14 protein-coding genes are annotated in these 20,533 nt (G+C 31.5%); 5 read left to right on the top strand and 9 right to left on the bottom strand.

Annotation, left to right across the window (positions count from 1 at the left end):
- Nucleotides 1-13: 13 nt before the first annotated feature.
- From N1F78_RS12855 to N1F78_RS12880, 6 genes are all read right to left on the bottom strand, one after another.
- Complete coding sequence (locus N1F78_RS12855) at nucleotides 14-643, bottom strand: hypothetical protein (protein ID WP_406683567.1); 630 nt, start codon at nucleotides 641-643, stop codon at nucleotides 14-16.
- A 202-nt stretch (nucleotides 644-845) separates the two neighbouring features.
- The gene (locus tag N1F78_RS12860) at nucleotides 846-2,927 is read right to left on the bottom strand and encodes a mucoidy inhibitor MuiA family protein (protein WP_406683568.1); all 2,082 of its coding nucleotides are present in this window, start codon (nucleotides 2,925-2,927) and stop codon (nucleotides 846-848) included.
- Nucleotides 2,928-3,069: 142 nt separating this feature from the next.
- On the bottom strand, nucleotides 3,070-3,966 hold the full coding sequence (locus N1F78_RS12865) for a ThuA domain-containing protein (RefSeq protein WP_406683569.1): 897 nt from the start codon (nucleotides 3,964-3,966) through the stop codon (nucleotides 3,070-3,072).
- A 5-nt stretch (nucleotides 3,967-3,971) separates the two neighbouring features.
- Complete coding sequence (locus N1F78_RS12870) at nucleotides 3,972-4,391, bottom strand: thiol-disulfide oxidoreductase DCC family protein (RefSeq protein ID WP_406683570.1); 420 nt, start codon at nucleotides 4,389-4,391, stop codon at nucleotides 3,972-3,974.
- A 17-nt stretch (nucleotides 4,392-4,408) separates the two neighbouring features.
- On the bottom strand, nucleotides 4,409-6,292 hold the full coding sequence (locus N1F78_RS12875; protein WP_406683571.1) for a tetratricopeptide repeat protein: 1,884 nt from the start codon (nucleotides 6,290-6,292) through the stop codon (nucleotides 4,409-4,411).
- Nucleotides 6,293-6,304: 12 nt separating this feature from the next.
- Nucleotides 6,305-8,182 carry a tetratricopeptide repeat protein gene (locus tag N1F78_RS12880; protein WP_406683572.1) on the bottom strand — a complete coding sequence of 626 codons (1,878 nt, stop codon included), beginning with the start codon at nucleotides 8,180-8,182 and terminating at the stop codon, nucleotides 6,305-6,307.
- A 285-nt stretch (nucleotides 8,183-8,467) separates the two neighbouring features.
- Between N1F78_RS12880 and N1F78_RS12885 the strand changes: the two genes are divergently transcribed.
- Both N1F78_RS12885 and N1F78_RS12890 read left to right on the top strand, forming a co-directional pair.
- On the top strand, nucleotides 8,468-10,048 hold the full coding sequence (locus N1F78_RS12885) for a thiol-activated cytolysin family protein (protein ID WP_406683573.1): 1,581 nt from the start codon (nucleotides 8,468-8,470) through the stop codon (nucleotides 10,046-10,048).
- 28 nt (nucleotides 10,049-10,076) lie between these two features.
- Nucleotides 10,077-10,988 carry a leucine-rich repeat domain-containing protein gene (locus N1F78_RS12890; protein WP_406683574.1) on the top strand — a complete coding sequence of 304 codons (912 nt, stop codon included), beginning with the start codon at nucleotides 10,077-10,079 and terminating at the stop codon, nucleotides 10,986-10,988.
- Between the two features lie 65 nt (nucleotides 10,989-11,053).
- Here N1F78_RS12890 and N1F78_RS12895 read toward each other — a convergent pair whose 3' ends face one another.
- Together N1F78_RS12895 and N1F78_RS12900 are read right to left on the bottom strand one after the other, a co-directional pair.
- Nucleotides 11,054-11,926 (bottom strand): polysaccharide lyase family 7 protein, encoded by an 873-nt coding sequence (locus N1F78_RS12895; RefSeq protein ID WP_406683575.1) that lies wholly within the window; start codon nucleotides 11,924-11,926, stop codon nucleotides 11,054-11,056.
- A gap of 30 nt (nucleotides 11,927-11,956) precedes the next feature.
- Nucleotides 11,957-14,119 carry an endonuclease MutS2 gene (locus tag N1F78_RS12900; RefSeq protein WP_406683576.1) on the bottom strand — a complete coding sequence of 721 codons (2,163 nt, stop codon included), beginning with the start codon at nucleotides 14,117-14,119 and terminating at the stop codon, nucleotides 11,957-11,959.
- Between the two features lie 173 nt (nucleotides 14,120-14,292).
- Here N1F78_RS12900 and N1F78_RS12905 point away from each other — a divergent pair, with 173 nt between their 5' ends.
- Nucleotides 14,293-15,393, top strand: a complete 1,101-nt coding sequence (locus N1F78_RS12905) for a DUF2911 domain-containing protein (protein ID WP_406683577.1) — start codon at nucleotides 14,293-14,295, stop codon at nucleotides 15,391-15,393.
- Nucleotides 15,394-15,463: 70 nt separating this feature from the next.
- Here N1F78_RS12905 and recG read toward each other — a convergent pair whose 3' ends face one another.
- Nucleotides 15,464-17,569, bottom strand: coding sequence for an ATP-dependent DNA helicase RecG (gene recG / locus N1F78_RS12910; RefSeq protein WP_406683578.1), 2,106 nt, complete (start codon nucleotides 17,567-17,569; stop codon nucleotides 15,464-15,466).
- Between the two features lie 70 nt (nucleotides 17,570-17,639).
- Here recG and N1F78_RS12915 point away from each other — a divergent pair, with 70 nt between their 5' ends.
- Together N1F78_RS12915 and N1F78_RS12920 are read left to right on the top strand one after the other, a co-directional pair.
- Nucleotides 17,640-19,622, top strand: a complete 1,983-nt coding sequence (locus tag N1F78_RS12915) for a M1 family metallopeptidase (protein ID WP_406683579.1) — start codon at nucleotides 17,640-17,642, stop codon at nucleotides 19,620-19,622.
- On the top strand, nucleotides 19,619-20,533 hold the full coding sequence (locus tag N1F78_RS12920) for a patatin family protein (RefSeq protein ID WP_406683580.1): 915 nt from the start codon (nucleotides 19,619-19,621) through the stop codon (nucleotides 20,531-20,533). Before N1F78_RS12915 ends, N1F78_RS12920 begins: the two co-directional genes overlap by 4 nt.

Genomic DNA, 20,533 nt, shown 5'->3' on the forward strand with positions numbered 1-20,533 from the left:
GTTAAAAAAGCATTTATTTATTCATAATTTGTGTTGCTTCCCACACATATTCTTTTCCAAACTCTCCGAAATAACTGATATATTTTCCGTTACTTGAAATAACAACAAAACTGTAACATGGATAATGGTATTCAAAAAAAAGTTTCTCAATAGTCTGTTCTGGGTCTTTATACCAAGTTAAAACTTCGTCATATTTTTCCAATCCATCATTATCTTTATAAATATAAATTGGTTTGGTTTGTGCAATTTGATTGATTCCATCTTCTAATTGTTCGTACCAAATTCTTATAGATTCTTTTGTTGCTAAGCCACTTGAATTACATGGGTCTTTTCCTGGGTAGTAAATTATTACTAAAGGTTTAGTAGAGTCTAATTCTCGATTTGTTTCATGCTCTAGAAGTGATTCCAACAAGGCTCTATTTGATATTTCACCATGTTTTTCTCTCAAAATCAATTTTTTGTGATTTAAAGAATCTCCAGGAATATCTAATAGTTTATTGGATGAACGAATTCTGTCGAACTTTGATTTTCGGATTTCTACATTATTTTCGTCAAAAAATCTAGTTTTATTACTATTATTCTTAGTAGCTGAACAAGAGCTAATTAAAATTCCTATTGTAAATATTTGCAGGACTTTTTTCATGTATTTTACAAAGCAAGTTATAAACCCGAAGTAATTCTAAAACAGATTCAGCATAAGTGATTTATATCTACCGATAAGCTAAGTTTGTTTTTCAACTTTTTAAAAGTAAATATTTACCACTTTATTTGAAAGAAAAGTTATAAACAAAAAAAGGGTGTTATTAAAAAACAGAGATTAAGCAAATAACCTCTGTTTTATGTGTCTACAAATTAATCTTCCTAAATCTTGGGTATTTCACAGAATACGAGAATTTATAGGTTTTTGAAATCTTAGAGTCAATATTGGCCTTCCATTTTAAAATGCCTTTTTTGTCATTGTAATCAGAGGTTCCTGTGTCTATTTCATCCACTTTTATGTCTTTGTTTTGGCTTATTGGTATTCTATCAATAATTATCACATCTATAGCAGAGGTTTTATTGTTTTTAATTTCTATATCATAAGCTTTTTCAAGAATTCTATTGCTTCCAATTAAATTGGTTTTCTTAAAGTTATTGGTTGGTTTACGCTTAATAATGACATTGGGATCTACACCTAATGATATGGTTAAACTATCTGTTACTGCATAAGGGTTTAGGTTGGTAATACCAGAGTAGCTATCTTCAAAATAAATATTTACTTCTCCGGGTAATAAGTTGTATTGTTGCCAATTGCCAATTTTTGCGGTTAAAAACACGTTTTCGTTAATTACTGGTGCGGTAAAGTATGAAAACGTTGCGGGAACAGCATAGTTTTCAATTTCAATTACCGTTACATCGTTATTAGAAGCTATGGTAGCCAACTTTTTTATTTCAAAATTAGTGGTAGATATACCTTCGGTTATTATATCTCCATTTGAGGTTTGCGTACCTTTTTTAGTAGTAATTACAATAACACCATTTGAAGCTCTACTGCCATAAATAGCAGAGGCTGATGCGTTTTTAAGTACTTCTACACTTGAAATCATATCATCATCCAGTTTTTTGAATTCGCCTGCACTCATAGTTTTACCATCGATAATATATAGCGGTTCTCCCTTAAATTTATGTGTTCCAGCACCTCTAATTTTAATGTTTGAGGCTGTTGAAACACCAGCTACTCTTCCAGAAAGAGTCCTATTAGTTTGAGAGCCATAACCGACTACAACAACTTCATCTAGCATGGCCACATCTTCTTGTAAACTTAAATTAATGACGCTGCTATGAATTGGTATTGTTTGGGGAGTATAGCCAATATAAGAAACTTCAAGTTCTTTTGCACCTTTGGCATCTAATGAAAAGTTACCATCAAAATCGGTACTAGTTCCTATGTTTGTACCTTTTAAAACAATGTTGGCTCCTGGTAATGGTACTCCGCTGGCATCAGTTATTATACCACTAATTTGTTTTACAAATGGGTTGTGTTTATAATCATAACGTTTTGTAGCGCTTTGAGGTGTGTAGTTGCTATATCTACTAACAAAATTTAAGTATTTGGTATCAACTAAAGGCTTTTCATTATTGGTGTTTGGGTCGTTAGTTGATAATGTTAGTTTAACATTATTCCAGCTTATGCCAGTATTTTGATATACATGTGCTTTGTAGTTTAGTGTAAGCGGTTGGTTAATATCTTTTGCTTTTATATCGTAAACCGGAAACCACCCTGCTTTTGTAACATTGTATTTTATAACCAAATTAAGTTGTTTGTTAATGTTTGAAGTTAGTTTTACTTTTATCTCACCAGTTTGCATCTTATCATCAACATTTAATTCTTTTAATTGTTTTTTTATGTCTTCAATTTGTTTTTTATAACCTTTATTTTTCTTTAGAGATTTGTATATGAGTTTGTTAAGTTCAGTGATGCGTTGTCTGTAATATGCAGCAAATTGTTTTAGTTTTTCAAGGTTAACTACTTGATTATTGTTACCAAGACTTCTGTTTTCTTCAATTACTTTTATTTCTTGTTCATAACCTTCCATAAGGCCTTCTTCAATTTGTATAGCATCATTTAAATTTTCAATATCCGTTTTAAGTTGTGATACAGTAGCGGTATTGTCTAGTTTTGATATATGATTTATAGCATAATTAATAGATAGGATAGAAGCGTCATTGAGCCCTGAAACTTGAATGCTGTTTTCTTGAATATGAGGAGAAAGTTTAATAAATGAAAACTCTGTGGTGCCCTTTGGCAAAGTAATATTGGCATGCCTTGTAACTTGTGCACCATCTACAAAAACAGTAACCGCTTTAACATTTGAAGTTGTTGGATTTGTATTGTTAGCAAAACAAAATGTGCAACTTAATAGTAATAGTAAAAAAAGACGTTTCATGATTAGTTATTTAAAGTTTGATTTAAAACTATACTTAACTAATATGAATTAAAATCAAGAATGAGGGACCACTAATATTTGGGAAGTAAAATGCCTTTTTTATTTAGTTTGGTGTTGTTTAAAAAAAAAGGAAAAGGGATAATTAAAATTCTTCTAAACTAATAGCATCTTTATTAGGGAAATTACTAGGAATCTGCCACGTTACTTTTTTAGTGGCTAGCCACTCTAAAGCCCTAATAAGTGTTGTTTGAAAAGCAATACACCTAACACTATTAGGGTAATCTACACTGTTTTTCCAAACATGCCCGTAGGTAGAGTTGTAAACGCGCCCTTTACCGTAATTTACAACCCATTCTGTAGGGAAATTTAATTGTGTTTTAGGCTCTTTAGCATAAGATAATACGGTTAGGTTTTTTATTGGTCCTCGTGGGTAACTATAAATTTCTAGGTCGGCGGCTTTCCATTGTTTTGGATAACCTTGATTGATTGGGTGTTCTGTTAATTTATTAAGTAATGCATCAATACGTTTTCCGTGACTTGTACTCCCGCCTTCTCCAGCAGGAATTATTGTGGTATTTCCATTGGTTTCAATAACTATACTTTTTTTATAGTCTTTAGATCGCCACCCCATACCAATCATTTGGTTGTAAGCCTCCCATTCCGGAAAGGCATTATTGGCAGAATGCAGAATATACAATCCGCCACCAGAATTCACATATTTTTGTAATTTCAATTGTATTGTGCGTGACCAAATAGGTCTGTTGCCATAGCTATTGGTGTTTTGTATTACAACATCATATTTTTTAAATTTTGGTTTCCAGAGGTTACTATCCATTTCTACTTGATTAGCCGGAGCTGTAGTAACTTCCACAGTAAATAGATTTGTTTTTTCTAAAATAGTGGTAACAATACTTGTTGTTTTTCTCCAATCATGGTTACTATAGCCATCAATAACTAAAACACTTATTTTATCTTGAGCAAAAGAAAGAGAACTAGTTAGAATTAGTAATAAAAAAGAAACTCTTTTGCTTTTTATCATCTGGTTTATTGTAAAAATTTACTTTTCAATTCAGGAGTAGGAATCATACATGCTTCTTTTTTGCCATACCACTTATAGCGGTTTTTAGCAATAAAATCATACACCCAATTTCTCATAAATGGTGGGATGACAAAGAATAAAGTCAGTAAATTTCTAGGGAACCCTAATTTTTGTGCAATTTTTATTGCAGCTGTAGATTTATAGTTGATGCCTTTTTCAGGAGTATATAGTAGGATTGAATCTATTTTAGAGGTATCAATATTATAGGTTTTTATAATTTCTTTCCCTGTTTCACTCTGTAAAGGTGCAAAAAAAAACAAGTTCCTTTTATCATGTTTTATAACATATTGTACAGAACTATTACAAAGGTTGCAAACACCATCAAATAGAATAAGTTTTTTGTCTTTGGGAATACCTAAAATCATAAAACAAAGATACCACTTTATAAGCTTTTTAAAAAGGAGTTTAGGTCTGTCTCTTTATCTAATTGTAGTTTCTTTTTAAGTCGGTATTTACTTTTTAAAACACTTTCTGGCAATACGTTAATCATAGAGGCAATTTCTTTAGTTGAAAGGTTCATGCGTAGAAAAGAAGCTAATCTAATTTCTTTTTCACCAATGTCAGGGTATATTTCTTTTAACTTGTTGTCAAAGTTATTATGAACTTCAGTAAAATAGGATTTAAAGACTTCCCAATCTTTATCTTCGGCGCTTTCTTTTTTAAGTAACATTACCAATCGTCTAAATTCAATTTTAAACAATTCAGGTGATTTTTTAATTTTTTCCAGATTATCTTTTAATTCTTGAATAAAAGTGTTTTTTTGTACTAAATGTAAGGTTTGAGAAGCTAACTCCTTCTTCTTAAACTCAATTTCTTGCTTAAAAATAGCTTCTTGTTTTTCCCGTTCTATTCGGTTTTTCTTTATGCGCTGCTTAAAACTAAAGTAGAGTAGGCTAGCAATAGCTATAAATGAAATCATACCAATACCATACAATGTTTTGGTTAAGTTGCTGACCTTAACTTCCTGATTTAAATTGTTTATTTCTTGTTCTTGTAAAGCAATTTCTGCTTCTTTTTTTTCGGTTTCATAAATAGTTTTTAATTCTTCTATTTGTTTTGCAGATTCTAAACTAAACAGACTATCTTGTATGTTTACATATTTGGTGAGATCATTAAGAGCTGCTTTGTAATTAGCCATTTTTTCATAAGTTTTAAACCTTCCAAAATAACCGTCTCTAATAACATCGGAGGCCTTAATTGAATCAGCTAGCACAATAGCTTTTGTGAAGTATTTAATAGATTGATTATAATCTTTCATGCTGGAATAAATATTTGCAAGGGAGTTGTAGCCAATGGTTAAATTTATTTTCGAACCTATTTTTTTTTCTACTTCAATTGAATTTTTAGTAATTTTTAGAGCTTCTATATAATCTCCTTTGTCTGAATAAATTGAGGCCATATTTGACAAGTTCATTGAAATGAAATCATACCTCTGAATTTTTTTCGAATAAGTTAAACTCTCTTTGTAATTTTTCAATGCAGCATCGTAATCTTCTAAGTACCAATTTGCATTGCCTATTTCCATATGGGTAACTGCTAACCTAGATAAATCATTCAAACTTGTAAAGAGTTTTAAAGATTTTTCTAAGGGTTCTAGAGTTAATTGGTAATTACCTCTTAGCATTTCTATTCTTGCGCTAAGACCAAGAGTTACAGCTTTTCCATATTTATCCTCTGGATGTATGGTGTCTAAAATCTTTAGAGCCTTAATGTTTTCTTTGGCAGCTGCTTCAAATTTGCCATTATCCATGTAGGTAGTTGTTTTTCTACTTAAACTCATTAATACGTAATGGCTGTTTTTTATGTTATTTGCGTGCTTAAATCCCCTATCAGCTATTTTAATAGCTTTATCATAATTTCCCTGTAAACATTCAAGTGCGGCATAATCTTCAATAGCATTACATAAGGCTTCTATATGATTATGTTCTTCAAGGGTTTGATATGCTTTTTTAAAATAATATCTCGATGAGTCTATATTTGGTAAAAACCTATAATAATATGCTAAGTGGTGATAGGCAATACCTTCTCCAGAGGTTGAATTGTTTTTTTTAGAAAGTTTTAAACCTTTATTAGCAAAATCAAAAGCTTTTTCAGGATTAGTGTGCTTTAGTTTATGAAATATCTTTTGGGCTGTCTTTACCTTTTCAATTTTATTGGTTTCATTATTAAAGATGTTGATAAGACTATCTGCCTCAGCTAGATTTTGTCCGTTAACACTGTTGTAACTTAAAAGTATAACGATAATGAATAAAAAAACAGGTTTCATAAGGCTAGTATATTATAAACTTTTTAAAAAGGTGTTAAGGTCTGTTTCCTTATCTAAGTTAAGTTTCTTTTTAAGTCGGTACTTAGATTTAAAAACACTATCTGGTTGTACATTAAGCATAGAGGCAATCTCCTTTGTTGTTAGATTCATTCGTAAAAACGATGCTAATCTAATTTCTTTTTCTGTAATACCTTTTCCTAAAGATTTTATTTTACCATCAAAGTTGTTATGCACCTCAGAAAAGTATGATTTAAAAACTTCCCAATCTTTATCCTCGGCGCTTTCCTTTTTTAGAAGTAAAACTAAACGACGAAATTCTATTTTAAACAATTCTGGTGATTTCTTAATTTTTTCTAGGTTCTCTTTTAATTCTTGTATAAAGGTGTTTTTTTGAACTAGATGCAGAGTTTGGCTTGCTAATTCTTTTTTCTTGAATTCAATTTCTTGTTTATAGGTAGCTTCTTGTTTTTCACGTGCTATTCTATTTTTCTTTATACGTTGTTTAAAACCAAAATAGAGTAGACCAGCAATGGCTAAAAAAGAAAACATACCAATGCCGTAAAGGGTCTTGGTTAGTTCTTTATTTTTCACCTGTACATTTAGGGTTTTAATTTCTTCGTTCTGTAAGGCTATCTGACTTTCCTTCTTTTCAGAGTCAAATTGAATACGCAATTCTTCAATTTTATTTATTTTTTCTTTGTTAAGAAGAGAGTCACTTATAAGTTTAAATTCTTTAAAGTTAAGATATGCTAAGGAGGTATTATTAATTTGCTCATATCCTTTACTTAAATGTTTTAGAGCTGTTCTTTTTATAGATAGGTTTTCGTTTTTTTCTGCATATTCTTTTGCGCTTTTGCCATACTTAATAGCCATGTTGGGATTGTTCTTTAAAAGATATACATCAGCTAATTTGTTTTCAGCAATAGCTATACGTCTTTTTGCTCTTATAGATTTAGAAACCTGCAGAGATTGGTTTAAATAATTAATGGCTTCATCTAATTTATTAATTTGCATGTGAGAAGTGCCAATATTTGTAAGAGCAGCAGCTTCTATAGCTTTAACATTTGCTTCTTTGCTTTTCTGTATACTTTTTTCAAAATAAGAGATTGCTGTTTCTCCTTTGTTTAAATTTATATACATTGTGCCTATGTCATTTAAAGCTTGAGCCTGATAGTATATGTCGTTAAAATCTTCATAGATCTTGAGTGCTTTTGTATTATAGCTAATGGCCTTATTATAGTTTCCTAAATTTTGTTCAATTGTAGCTAGGTGATTATAAGAATCTGCTATTCTAACGGAGTCTTTAATGGTTTCAAACAGTTGAGTTCCTTTTATTACATTTTTTAATGCGATGGAATAATATCCCTTGTTTTGATTTATTGTTCCTTTAAAGTCATAGGCTAAAGCCATTCCCATGGTATCACCATACTTTATGCAATTTTCTAAATCTATAGTATTAATGCTATCTGCTTTCAGAAGATTCCCCTGAGAAAACTCCAGTATTGCAAGACCTCTGTTGGCTTGCGATTTAAATATTTTATTATCTATTTTATTAGCAATTTTTAAACTAGAATTATAATAGTATTTGGCAGAGTCTAATTTGTCTTGATTATTATAAACCACTCCTAACTGATATAAGGCTAAACTTTTACCTGTATCGAAATCTATTTCATTTGAAAGGTTAAGAGATTCAAAAGCATATTTCTTAGCTTGATCAATAGAACGATACATGTAATAATTTATGATATTATTTGCTGTTTTTACTTTTAATGTATCTAATGGTTGTTTTTTATAAACACTTAATAAACTATCAATCTTCATTTTATTTTGAGAATTTATTGTTAATATAAATCCAAAGAATAATAAAGTTATTAATCTATATCTAAGCATGAAGTTGATTTTTTAAATGTTACTAAGTTACTTAATATCTTATCCTAAGGTAATATGTTATAAGGCATTAAACAACCATGTCCATGACTTGTCCATGTAGGTCGACTTATAAGTCAATTGTAAATATCTGATAAACAGCTATTTAGAATTTTACAATCTAGTCGTTTTTACATTCTAAATTAAAAAAGGAGGTAAGTTGTCCAGATTATGTCCGGATGAAGAATTAGATTTCTGGTGAGCTACAATTTAGTTTTGAAATGTTGAATCACAAAAAAAACAGAAATCATGAAAACACAGCTATTAACAATTAAAAGAACTATTTATGTTTTGAGTTTTATTGCCTTAATGCTTAATTATTACGGATGTAGTAGTGAAAGCATTAATAATAATGACGAGGACAGTAATGAAGTTTCAGAAGAAATATCAAAAGAAATAAATGATTATTTAGCTAGTTTAAATCAGTTTACCCAACCTGAAGCCTCAGGGGAAGAACTACTAGATGATGGGACTGATAATCCTGAAAGAGAAGGTCAAACTAACGAGTGTGTTGTAGAAAAATACAAAGTTGCCCCCGGATTTAGTGAAATGATTTTGTTGGATCCTACTAGCGATGTTATTTATCCCGGAGCCATGTTAAAGGGAGAATCTATTCCTACAGGCGAATACATTGGTATTAATGGTGGTAGGGCACCAATAACACTTTCAGTATCATTAGAGAATCTAAATGGTAAACCTTCAACTGTAGTTGAAAACCCAAGGTTAGATACCGTTAGAGAAGGTGTAAAAAACTTACTTCAGCAAGGGGTTACAGGGTCTGCGTCTGCTAGAGTTAATTTTACAACTGAAGAAGTGTATTCTGAAGAACACTTAAGTGTTGCTTTGGGAGCAAGTTATTCTAAAGGAAAAAATAGTGTATCTGCTTCTTTTGATTTTAGTAAGTCAACTAAAAAATACAGATATATTATTAAATATCTACAGGTTTATTATACAATAGATTTAACATTACCAGAAAACGATAATCCAGCTGCTTTATTTACGTCAAAGCCTAATTTAGATAGTACTAGTCCTGTAATTGTTTCTTCAGTAAAATATGGTAGAATGTTATTGTATACCGTAGAAACAGATTCTGAGCTTACAGATACTGAAGCTGCATTTAATGCCGCGTTTAATGGAGGGTCTGCTGGGGCATCTGGTGAGCATCAAGGGTTTTGGAATAGCTCAACTGTAAAGGCTTTGGTTGTTGGAGGTTCTTCTGGTGATGCAGCCAAAATTGTTAACGGACCTTCTGGTGCCTATGATTACATAACTAATGGCGGTGAATATTCTAGCGATTCTCCAGGAGCACCACTTGCTTATACGCTTAGGTATATTAAAAAAGATTTCCCAATTGCAAATGTTGTTTTATCTAGTGAATATAATGTTAGAGTATGTTATGAAGCATATCAAAAATTTGGTATTCAGCTTCATGGGTTTAATTGTGTGGATAATGATGGTGAGTCTGGTACTCTGGAAATTTATGGTAGAATGACAGGTGAAATTTATCAGAACAATTCAAGAATCAACGACGTGTTTTGGTGGCGAGATGAAGAGAGTATTGTAAAGGTTGAGGAGGGTAAATTTTACAATGTGAATGTTGATGCCATGGAAGTAGAATTATACAAGCCCAATTTAGAAACTGATTATGTAGAAATATGGGCAGAGTTTTCAGAACAAGATGCTGTATACGACGATTATTTCGGTAGTGTTTCTAAGAAGATATTGTTAAAAGATGTTCAAAGCACAAAGGAACCATACATTAGGTTAAACCTACAAGATGACCCTGGTAGTGATATGAGAGCTTATTTTTATGTGTGGCGTATTTACTAATTAAATTCATAATTAAAAAATAAAAAAAATGAAACTATATATATACTTGTTGTTTATCCTATTGGGTGTAGGAGAACTAACAGCACAAACTTTTGAAGTAGATGGTATTAATTACAATATTTTAAATGCAACTGATGTTGAAGTTGCTGCTAAAGCAGGGTACTACACAGGAAATATAACAGTGCCTGCTACTGTAAATTATGATTCTAGTACTTATGATGTAACTACTATTGGTTATGAGGCTTTTAGAGATTGTTCAAACCTTACTAGTGTTGTTTTACCAAATTCTTTAACTACTATTAGAGAATATGGATTTAGAAATTGCAGAAAAATTACATCTTTGACTATACCTGATTCTGTATCACTTATTGAAAGGTCTGCTTTTTTATATTGTACTGAATTGATATCCATCAACATTCCTAAAAATTTAACAACTATTAATTATGGAACTTTTTCACAATGTTATGAATTAATCTCTATTACTATACCAGAATCTGTAACATCAATAGCTACCTATGCATTTAGTGGTTGTAATAGTTTAAGTACTGTAAATTTATTTGTAGTATCTCCAATTACTATTTCTGTACATATGTTTTGGAATCTTGATTTATCATTAATAACATTAAACGTGCCATCAGGAAGCGAAAGCGCTTATGCTTCAGCAAATGTTTGGCAAGACTTTGGCAGTATTAATACACTTAGTACAGGTAATGTTGAATTCACAAAAACATTAAAAGTATACCCCAACCCTGTAATAAATGAGTTAAAAGTTGTTGGATTAGACCAGCCCAGATCTTTTAAAATTTATGATGTTTTAGGAAACGTGGTAATGAACAGTAAAATTATAAATAATGAATCTATTCAATTAGAAGGTGTAATTCCCGGATTATATATTTTGAAACTAGATGATAAAAAGGTTATAAAGTTTATTAAAAAATAGATGTTTTTTTAAGGCAGTCGGCATCTAAAGTTGCGATTCAACAACTTGGTGCTGGCTGTTATTTTTTAATTATGTGAGGTCACTATTTTGTATAAGGTAACCTGTGCCGCTTTTTCATAATCATCATGCCATCCAAAATAGTTTCCAGTTTTAAAGTAATTTTCATGACCATACCCATTTCCAACGTAATCGTATACAAGCGTGTAATCAATATTTATATTTTTAGTTTCGCAAACTAGGCCGTAATAAAACTTTCCGTTTTCAATTTTTATTTTAAAGGTGAAAATTTCATTGTCCACATCGGCAATGTCAATTTTATCGTCAAAGGCGCTTGTCCAAGGTTCTTCAGAATCTGGTTTGGTATAATAGTCTATTTGAATGGTGCCGCTATTCCATCTAATTTTTACTGTGGCAGGAGCACCTTCTAAACCAGTAGTTTCCTTTCCATGTATTTGAGCAATAATTGTTCTGCCGTTACCTTCAACAAAATCAACCTTTAAAGTGGTTTCTAAAATGTGAGTGCCCGTACTCATAGACCAATTATCGGTGGTTGATTGTACCCCTCTCCAAAACTCGCGTAACTCTGTTCTACAATATTTCCCCCCTAATTCAGAGTACCCAGAAGTAGTATAGCCAGTAAATTTGGTATATAGAGTGTAGCTGTCATCAGTGTTTTTATAGAAATATTTTGATGCCGCTGTACCGAGATTATCATTTATAATATCTTGATAAAAGATAGATGTGGCTTTTCCATCTCCATTGTTAAGAGGGACTGATAAATACCAATTTTTCCAAACAATGTTTTCGTCAGGAGACTCTTCCTCTTCAATTTGTTCTTCTTTATTAGTGGTGCTTTCCTCCTCAGTTGTTGAACTGCTACAATTGTAAATCAAGATAGTTAAACACACAAACAGAAGTGTTAGGTATGTTTTTTTCATCGCAAAATTTTATTTGTAAAGTTAGTTAATTTATTTAGCTTCAACTAATTGCAATTGATCAATACTGATATTAGTAGTGAACATGCCATAATTAATTACGGCTTTGTTTTTTTCAATTTTATCAATAGTGCCAACAGAACGCCCGTCTTCTACTCTAACGCGGTCTCCTACTTTTAAAATAGGTTTAGGTTTAGGGGTTTCAATGGCTTTTTTCTTCTCAGCCTTTTTCTTTTTTCTAATTACAGCTACTTTCTTTTCAACTTCCTGTTTTACTTGGTTTTCTTTAACTTTTTCTGCCTTCTTTTGTTTTGCGGTAATGCGTTTACGTTTAGAGTTTTCAATTTGAACTAGTTTAAATAGCTCAGACATTAATTCTCTTTTTTGTTTGTTGTTAAAATATTTTTCAGCTAGGTCATTAACTTTTTGTCCCAAGTAAATTAACCGTTGATTAGTATCATATAGTTCTTGGTAATTTTCTAATTTTCTTTGAATTTTAGCATTTATTTCTTCAAGCTTATCAGCTTCCTCGCCTTTTTTCTTTTCGTTTAGTTTAAGTGATTGTCCTGTTTTTTCTAGTCTTGAGCGCTCTTTTTGCAGTTTAGCTATAGTAGCATCAAAACGTACTTTACTGCGTTCAATCTTCTTTTTAGCACGATTAATTAAGCTATATGGAATCCCGTTTTTTTGAGCTACTTCAAAAGTAAATGAACTCCCTGCTTGACCAACAACTAGTTTATACATAGGTTCTAGACTTCGTTCATTAAAAAGCATATTAGCGTTTATCATAAAAGGCAATTCTGTTGCTAATATTTTTAAGTTTGAATAATGGGTTGTTATAATTCCGAAAGCTTCTCTATGATAAAATTCTTCTAAAAATGTTTCTGCAAGGGCACCACCTAATTCAGGATCACTACCAGTTCCAAATTCATCAATTAAGAACAATGTATTCTTATTACATTTTCTAAGGAAATAATTCATTTGTTTTAATCTGTAGCTATACGTGCTTAAATGGTTTTCAATAGATTGATTGTCTCCAATATCGCTTAAAATCCTATCAAAAACACAAGCTTTACTGCGTTCATGAACAGGGATAAGCATGCCGCTTTGTAGCATAACTTGTAGTAAGCCTATAGTTTTTAGAGTGATGCTTTTTCCTCCCGCATTAGGTCCAGAAATAACAATAATTCTGCTTTCTTGTTTTAGCTCAATTGTTTGTGGAAATGTTTTTTCTTTCTTCTCTAAATTGGTTAAATAAAGCAACGGATGATAAGCATCCCTTAAAAACATGTTACGATCATCTGTAATTTCAGGATGAATGGCATTCATGGATTGTGCATATTTCGCTTTAGCCGAAATAACATCTAGTTGTATTAAAAAACCTTGTGAGTCTTTTAAAAGTGGCGTAAAAGGACGAATAAAATTTGTTACCTCTTTTAATATTCTAATAATTTCCTCTTTTTCTTCGTATTCCAAATTGTTCAACTCTCTAGAATGTTGAAGCGTGGTTTCTGGTTCAATATAAACTATACTACCAGTTTTACTGCTACCCATAATGGAACCATGAACTTTTTTTCTGTACATGGCTTTAACGGCAAGTACCCGCCTATTTTCTACAACAGATTCTCTGATGTCATCTAAATAGTCCTGACTATGATATAAATTTAATGCGGTTGCAAAGCTTTGATTTATTTTTCCTTTTACAAGGTTTATTGATTGTCTTAGTTCATAAAGTAAGCCTGATGCATTGTTTTTAATATCACCAAATCTATCAATAATGTTATCTATTTTTTGAATGATTTCTTTGGTGATTTCAATGTTTGAAGCGAAACTATTTAAGCGCGGATAGTATTCTTTAAACTTCTCTAAAAAAAGAACAATCTCATTAGTTGTTGAGGAAATTGAAGTGATTTTTTTTAAACTATAAACCTCTAAGTATGTGTTTTCTATGTTTAGTAACTTCAACTCATTATTTATGGTTTCAAATCTATGATTTGGTATGCGGTTGTCATTTTCAAAAGAGGATAAATACTCATTAGTAAAGGCTAAGCTTTCAAGAATTTCATTTTTATTTTTAAATGGTGAAATCCCTAATGAGGCTTGGTTGCCCAATGGGGTAATACAGTGTTCGCTTACTTGTTCTAGTACTGTGCTAAATTCTAAATCTTCTAATGTCTTTTTGTGAATGTTTATCATTCTGTATTCTAGATAAGGGTAGCAAATTTACATATTCTGTTGCGATGTATCTACTATTATTTTCTTTCTTAATTAATGTTAATTAACAGTTTAGGTAAATTCTTTAACAAAACACTAACATCAACTAGTTTTAAATGTGTCTATATTGATAAAGCAATCAAAATCAAACTATAATGAAAACCACCAATTATTTATTTGCTGTAATATTATTTGTTACCATGACTTTTGAGTTAATAGCTCAGGTTAATTTACCAAGAGGGAGTCAACAGGCAACTTTGTCACAACGTATAGGGATTTCAGATGTTACAATAGTTTACTCAAGACCAAGTGTAAACAATAGAGAAGTGTGGGGTAAATTAGTTCCTTATGGAATGAATAATTTAGGATTTGGAAGCGCTAAAGAATCTCCTTGGAGAGCTGGTGCCAATGAAAACACAACTATAACATTTTCTCATGATGCTAAAATTGAAGGCGAGGCTATTGGTGCTGGTACTTACGGATTTCATGTTGAGGTAGTAGATGATAAGAATGCTAATATTATTTTATCTAATGATGCTGAAGCTTGGGGAAGTTATTTTTATGATCCGTCAAAAGATGCTTTAAAGGTTGGTGTTAAAACAAAAGCTGTTTCTCATAAAGAGTTGTTGACTTATGAGGTGAACACGCTAGACGCTAATTATGCTATTGTGTCTTTGGTATGGGAAAAGAAGGAAATTCCGTTTAAGGTTGAATTTGATGTAAAAGATATTGTTTTAAATGAATTTAGAACAAAATCAAAAGGGAATTTAGGTTTTACAAGGCAAAATTGGGAGCAGGCAGCTAATTATGCTTTAAATAATTCTGGAGATTTAAATGAGGCTTTAGGTTGGATTGACGGCGCTATTTCTGGTAATTTTTATAGTGAAAAGACTTTTAATAATCTGCAGATAAAATCACAGATTCTAAATAAATTGGGCAATGAGGCTGAATCTGCAAAGGCTATGGATGAGGCTTTGGAGATTGCTACAATTTTTCAGGTACATCAATACGGCAGAACGCTTATAGCCAGTCAAAAGAATGATAAAGCTATGAAGGTTTTTGAAATGAATGCAAAAAAGAATAAAGGGCAATGGCCCGTGCATTACGGATTGGCTAGAGGTTATTCTGCAAAAGGTGACTATAAAACCGCCTTAAAGCATTTAAAAATTGCATTAAGCAATGCTCCGAACGAAGCAAGCAAGGGGCGTGTTCAAGCTAATATTGAAAAATTGCAAAAAGGAAAAGATATAAACTAAGTTACTATAATCGTCAATCAAACTACAAACAGCTTAGTGATTAAAACCCAATCAGAAACGATTGGGTTTTTTAACTAATATAGTTCCAGATGTTTTTGTATTTAGAAAGTGCTCTGTAGGTGTTAAGAATTTTTTCGTTTTCTGGTTTTGATAATGTTGGGTCTTCTTTTAGTGTTTTTTGGGCGTAATACCTTGCGTTTTGAAGTATGTCTTTGTCTTTTATAATATCAGCAATTCTTAAGTTTAGAACACCGCTTTGTTGTGTGCCCATAATATCTCCTGGCCCACGAAGTTTTAGGTCAACTTCAGCAATTTCAAAGCCATCGTTGGTTTTTACCATGGTTTCTAGTCTGGTTTTGCTATCATTGGTTAGTTTATGGCTAGTCATAAGTATGCAATAGCTTTGTTCGGCACCTCTTCCAACACGTCCACGCAATTGGTGCAATTGAGATAATCCGAATCGTTCAGCGCTTTCAATTATCATTACAGATGCGTTGGGAACATTAACGCCAACTTCAATAACAGTTGTGGCAACCATAATTTGTGTTTCGCCCTTAACAAAACGTTGCATTTCATAATCTTTATCAGCTGGCTTCATTTTTCCATGAACTATAGAAATTTGGTATTCTGGTATCGGGAAATCTCTAGAAATACTTTCATAGCCATCCATTAAATCCTTGTAATCCATTTTTTCGCTTTCCTTAATCAATGGGTATACAATGTAAATTTGCCTTCCTTTACTTATTTCATCTCTAATAAATCTAAAAACATTTAATCTGTTTTTATCATAACGATGTACTGTTTTTATGGCTTGTCTTCCTGGGGGTAATTCATCAATAATAGAAATATCTAAATCACCATAAACAGACATAGCTAAAGTGCGCGGAATAGGGGTGGCGGTCATCACTAAAATATGTGGTGGCGCAACATTTTTTCGCCATAATTTACTTCTTTGAGCAACTCCAAAACGGTGTTGTTCATCAATAATTGCTAGTCCTAAATTATTGAATTTTACCTTATCTTCAAGAAGGGCATGTGTGCCAATTAGTATTTGTAAATTGCCATTTTCTAAAGATTCATGAATTTCTTTTCTTCTTGAAGTTTTGGTTGATCCTGTTAATATCTGTATGTTGATATTCAGGTAATTACATAATTCGAATAATCCATTAAAGTGTTGGACTGACAAAATTTCAGTTGGAGCCATAAGACAGGCTTGAAAACCGTTGTCAAGTGCTATTAACATTGACATAAAGGCTACTATTGTCTTTCCAGAACCTACATCACCTTGCAAAAGGCGATTCATTTGTGCATTACTACCTAAATCTGATCTTATTTCTTTCAATACCCGCTTTTGAGCATTGGTTAAATTAAAGGGTAAATACTCTTGAAAAAAAGTGTTGAAATAGTAATCTACATTCTTGAAAGTATGTCCTTTAATTTTTGATTTGTGAATTAAATTTTTAAGAATTAATTGCAACTGAATAAAAAATAATTCTTCAAATTTTAACCTAAATTGTGCTCTAGAAAGTAAGTCTTGATTCTTAGGAAAATGAATATTTAATAAGGCATCACTTTTAGAAATTAGTTGTAATTCTGAAAGCAAATTTGAAGATAGCGTTTCCGAGAATCGACCTTTTGTTTCTAAAAAAAGTTGCTGAGCAATTTTGCTAACCACTCTATTGCTAATACCTTTATTTGATAGTTTTTCTGTGGAAGGGTAAATAGGCTGAATGCCCGAACTTAAGCCTTTTTTGTGTTCATCGGTAGTTTCAATGTCTGGGTGCGGCATGCTAAACTTGCCATTGAACCAGTTTACTTTACCAAAAATAACATAAGGTGTATTTAGTTTTAAACTTTCCCTAATCCATTTTTGACCTCTAAACCAAACCAATTCCATAGTTCCGGTATCATCCTGAAAAGTTGCAACTAAGCGTTTTCCTCGTTTTTGAGCCACTTCTTTAAAGCCAGTTATTTTTCCAACTACTTGTATTTCAGCGCTATTTTGTTGTATTTGGTTAATTTTATAGTATTTGGTTCTATCTATGTAGCGATTTGGGAATAGGTTTAATAAGTCTTGATACGTATGAATACCTAGCTCTTTTTTAAGCAAATCTGCTCTATTAGGGCCTACACCTTTTAGGTAGTCTATGGGTGTTTGTAAAAAAGCGGTATTCATGAAACTAAAATAATTCTTTTAACAGGAATTGCAAGTAGCATTTTGGACTAAAGTTTGCTATATTAGTTATATGAATTATAGATGCCTTATTTTTTTTCTTTTTAACCTATCCTTATGCTTTTCACAGCAAACAGATTATGTTGATTTTAAGAAGTTAAATGCAGATATTAGTTTTGATACTTCTCAAAACAAAGTTTATGGAGAAGTTAAATTTACATTTGAAATATTAAATAGAACAGATTCCATTTTTATAGATGCCGTTGGTATGCGCTATAGAGGGATAAGAATGATTCCTAAAAACAAAAAGGCTGACTTTATAGGTAGAGGATATGTACCTAATCAATTTAAAAATAATAAAATATGGTTTTATTATGATTTCAAAAAAGGACAGAAGTATGAGTTAAGGTTTTTCTATTTTAAGAATGATGTAAATAAGGCTCTATATTTTATTGAAAAAAATGAGGAACCTCAAATCTGGACTCAAGGACAGGGTAAGTACACCAGTAATTGGTTACCGAGTATTGATGATATGAATGATAAAATAGAATTCGATTTATCAATTACGTTTGACAAAGATTATGAAGTTATTGCCAATGGTAAGTTAACCGATAAAAAATTAAATGAATCTACTGCTACATGGCATTACGATATGAAAAAACCAATGTCAAGCTATTTGGTTGCTTTAGCCATTGGAAAATATGATAAAAAAGTTGAGTATTCTAAAAGTGGTATTCCATTAGAAATGTATTATTATCCCGAAGATTCCTTAAAAGTTGAGCCTACTTATAGATATACCAAGCAAATGTTTGACTTTTTAGAAGAGAAAATTGGTGTGCCATATCCTTGGCAAAATTACAAAATGGTACCTGTTAAAGACTTTTTATACGCGGGTATGGAAAATACAAGTTTAAACATTTACTCTGATAGTTTTGTAGTAGATTCTATAGCGTTTGTAGATAAGAATTTTGTAAACATTAATGCGCATGAATTGGCGCATCAATGGTTTGGGGATTTGGTAACCGAAACTTCAGGCACGCACCACTGGTTGCAAGAAGGTTTTGCTACGTATTATGCACTTTTAGCTGAAAAAGACATATTTGGAGAAGATTATTACTATTGGCGGCTTTATGAATATGCCCAAGAATTGTTAGAGCAAGATAAAGCGGGTGGAAGCACCTCGCTTTTAGATCCAAAATCAAGTAGTGTCACCTTTTATAAAAAAGGCGCCTGGGTATTACATATGTTGAGAGAGAAAGTAGGGAATTCAGCTTTTAAAGAAGGGGTTAAAAACTATTTATTAAAACATCAGTTTAAAAATGTAGAGACTGACGATTTTATTTCTGAAGTTGAAAAAGCTAGTGATGAGGATTTGGGAGAGTTCGTTAAGGTTTGGCTAAAAGACAAAGCTTTTATATATGATAAAGTAATGGAAAGTCTCAAGAGGTCAACTTTTATTCAGGAATATTTAATGACAGATTGTGAAGCTGAGAGTTCAAAGTGTAATGATTATTTGTCTTCATGGATGTCAGATGAAGCTAAATCAAAAGTTATTTTTCAGAATGAAAAGATTATCAACAAGCTTGCTTTTAAGAACACTTTAAAAGTAAGGCAATCAATAGCACAAAGATTAACTGATATTTCTATAGAATTAAAAACTGATTATGAATCACTTTTAAAGGACAAATCCTATATAACCATTGAAACAGCTTTATTTAATTTGTGGAAAAATTTTCCTGAAGACAGGGAGAAATATTTAAATCAAACAAAGGATATTGTTGGTTTTAATGATAAAAGCATTAGAACACTTTGGTTAACATTAGCTTTAATAACTGAAAAATACGAGCCTAACAAGAAAAGTCAATATTTTGATGAATTGACGGATTATACAAGTTCAAAATATGGGTTTGAAGTCCGTCAAAATGCATTTCAGTATTTAAATCAGATTAAAGCTTGTAACACTACTTGTAAAGAAAATTTAAAACAAGCTACAACACACCATAATTGGCGCTTCAAAAAGTTTGCTAAACATTTAACTGAACAACTAGAAAAATGAAAGCATTAGTAATATCAGGAGGAGGTAGTAAAGGAGCTTACGCTGGAGGTGTTGCTCAATATTTAGTTGAAGAACAAGGAAATGATTATGATATTTTCTTAGGAACTTCTACCGGAAGTTTATTAGTGCCTCATATAGCTGCTGGTAGGTTGGATAAGTTACACGATATTTATACTAATGTAGGACAAAATGATATTTTTAGTGTTAACCCCTTTGTATTGAGAAAGAAAGGAAAAAGAGAGTTTGTTTCGATTGATTTTTTAAATACGCTTTGGCAATTCATTAGAATGAAACGAACATTTGGTGAGAGTAAAAATCTTCGTAAATTAATTAAAAGAAAATTTACAGAAGAGGAATACGAAATAATTAAAAAAACAAAGGATGATGTGGTTATAACTGTGTCGAATTTATCTAAAAATAGAGTAGAGTATAAGTCTATTAAGGATTTTAGTTATGATGAGTTTTGTGATTGGGTTTGGATTTCTTGCAATTTTATTCCGTTTATGTCTTTAGCAACAAGAAATGGATATGAATATGGAGACGGAGGTTTGGGGTGTATTGTTCCTATCCGGGAAGCTATTTTAAGAGGTGCAACTGAAGTTGATGCCATAGTTTTAAAATCGGAATCTTTAGATCAGACTAAAGTTTTAGGTAAAAACCCATTTTCTTTAATGATAAGTTTGTTTGGACATGTATTGGATAGGTTAGAACGTAATGATGTAACTATTGGAAAACTAGCGGCAAAGACAAAAGATGTTAAACTAAATCTATATTACACACCTTCTAAACTAACTGAAAACTCCTTGATTTTTGATAAAAAATTAATGACAAATTGGTGGCAGCAAGGATTTGATTATGCAAAATTGAAATGTCAAGAAGCTCAATCAAACGAAATTAGGTTAGATGAATAA

The sequence above is a fragment of the Seonamhaeicola sp. MEBiC01930 genome (assembly GCF_045277075.1).
GTDB lineage: Bacteria > Bacteroidota > Bacteroidia > Flavobacteriales > Flavobacteriaceae > Seonamhaeicola.

Bases quoted from the DNA above. Each gene is read 5' to 3' on its own strand.
- N1F78_RS12920 (WP_406683580.1), top strand. From the start codon at position 19,619: ATGAAAGCATTAGTAATATCAGGAGGAGGTAGTAAAGGAGCTTACGCT.
- N1F78_RS12895 (WP_406683575.1), bottom strand. From the start codon at position 11,926: ATGAAAAAAACATACCTAACACTTCTGTTTGTGTGTTTAACTATCTTG.
- N1F78_RS12880 (WP_406683572.1), bottom strand. From the start codon at position 8,182: ATGCTTAGATATAGATTAATAACTTTATTATTCTTTGGATTTATATTA.
- N1F78_RS12905 (WP_406683577.1), top strand. From the start codon at position 14,293: ATGAAAACCACCAATTATTTATTTGCTGTAATATTATTTGTTACCATG.
- N1F78_RS12890 (WP_406683574.1), top strand. From the start codon at position 10,077: ATGAAACTATATATATACTTGTTGTTTATCCTATTGGGTGTAGGAGAA.
- N1F78_RS12855 (WP_406683567.1), bottom strand. From the start codon at position 643: ATGAAAAAAGTCCTGCAAATATTTACAATAGGAATTTTAATTAGCTCT.
- N1F78_RS12885 (WP_406683573.1), top strand. From the start codon at position 8,468: ATGAAAACACAGCTATTAACAATTAAAAGAACTATTTATGTTTTGAGT.
- N1F78_RS12875 (WP_406683571.1), bottom strand. From the start codon at position 6,292: ATGAAACCTGTTTTTTTATTCATTATCGTTATACTTTTAAGTTACAAC.
- N1F78_RS12865 (WP_406683569.1), bottom strand. From the start codon at position 3,966: ATGATAAAAAGCAAAAGAGTTTCTTTTTTATTACTAATTCTAACTAGT.
- N1F78_RS12860 (WP_406683568.1), bottom strand. From the start codon at position 2,927: ATGAAACGTCTTTTTTTACTATTACTATTAAGTTGCACATTTTGTTTT.
- N1F78_RS12900 (WP_406683576.1), bottom strand. From the start codon at position 14,119: ATGATAAACATTCACAAAAAGACATTAGAAGATTTAGAATTTAGCACA.
- recG (WP_406683578.1), bottom strand. From the start codon at position 17,569: ATGAATACCGCTTTTTTACAAACACCCATAGACTACCTAAAAGGTGTA.
- N1F78_RS12915 (WP_406683579.1), top strand. From the start codon at position 17,640: ATGAATTATAGATGCCTTATTTTTTTTCTTTTTAACCTATCCTTATGC.
- N1F78_RS12870 (WP_406683570.1), bottom strand. From the start codon at position 4,391: ATGATTTTAGGTATTCCCAAAGACAAAAAACTTATTCTATTTGATGGT.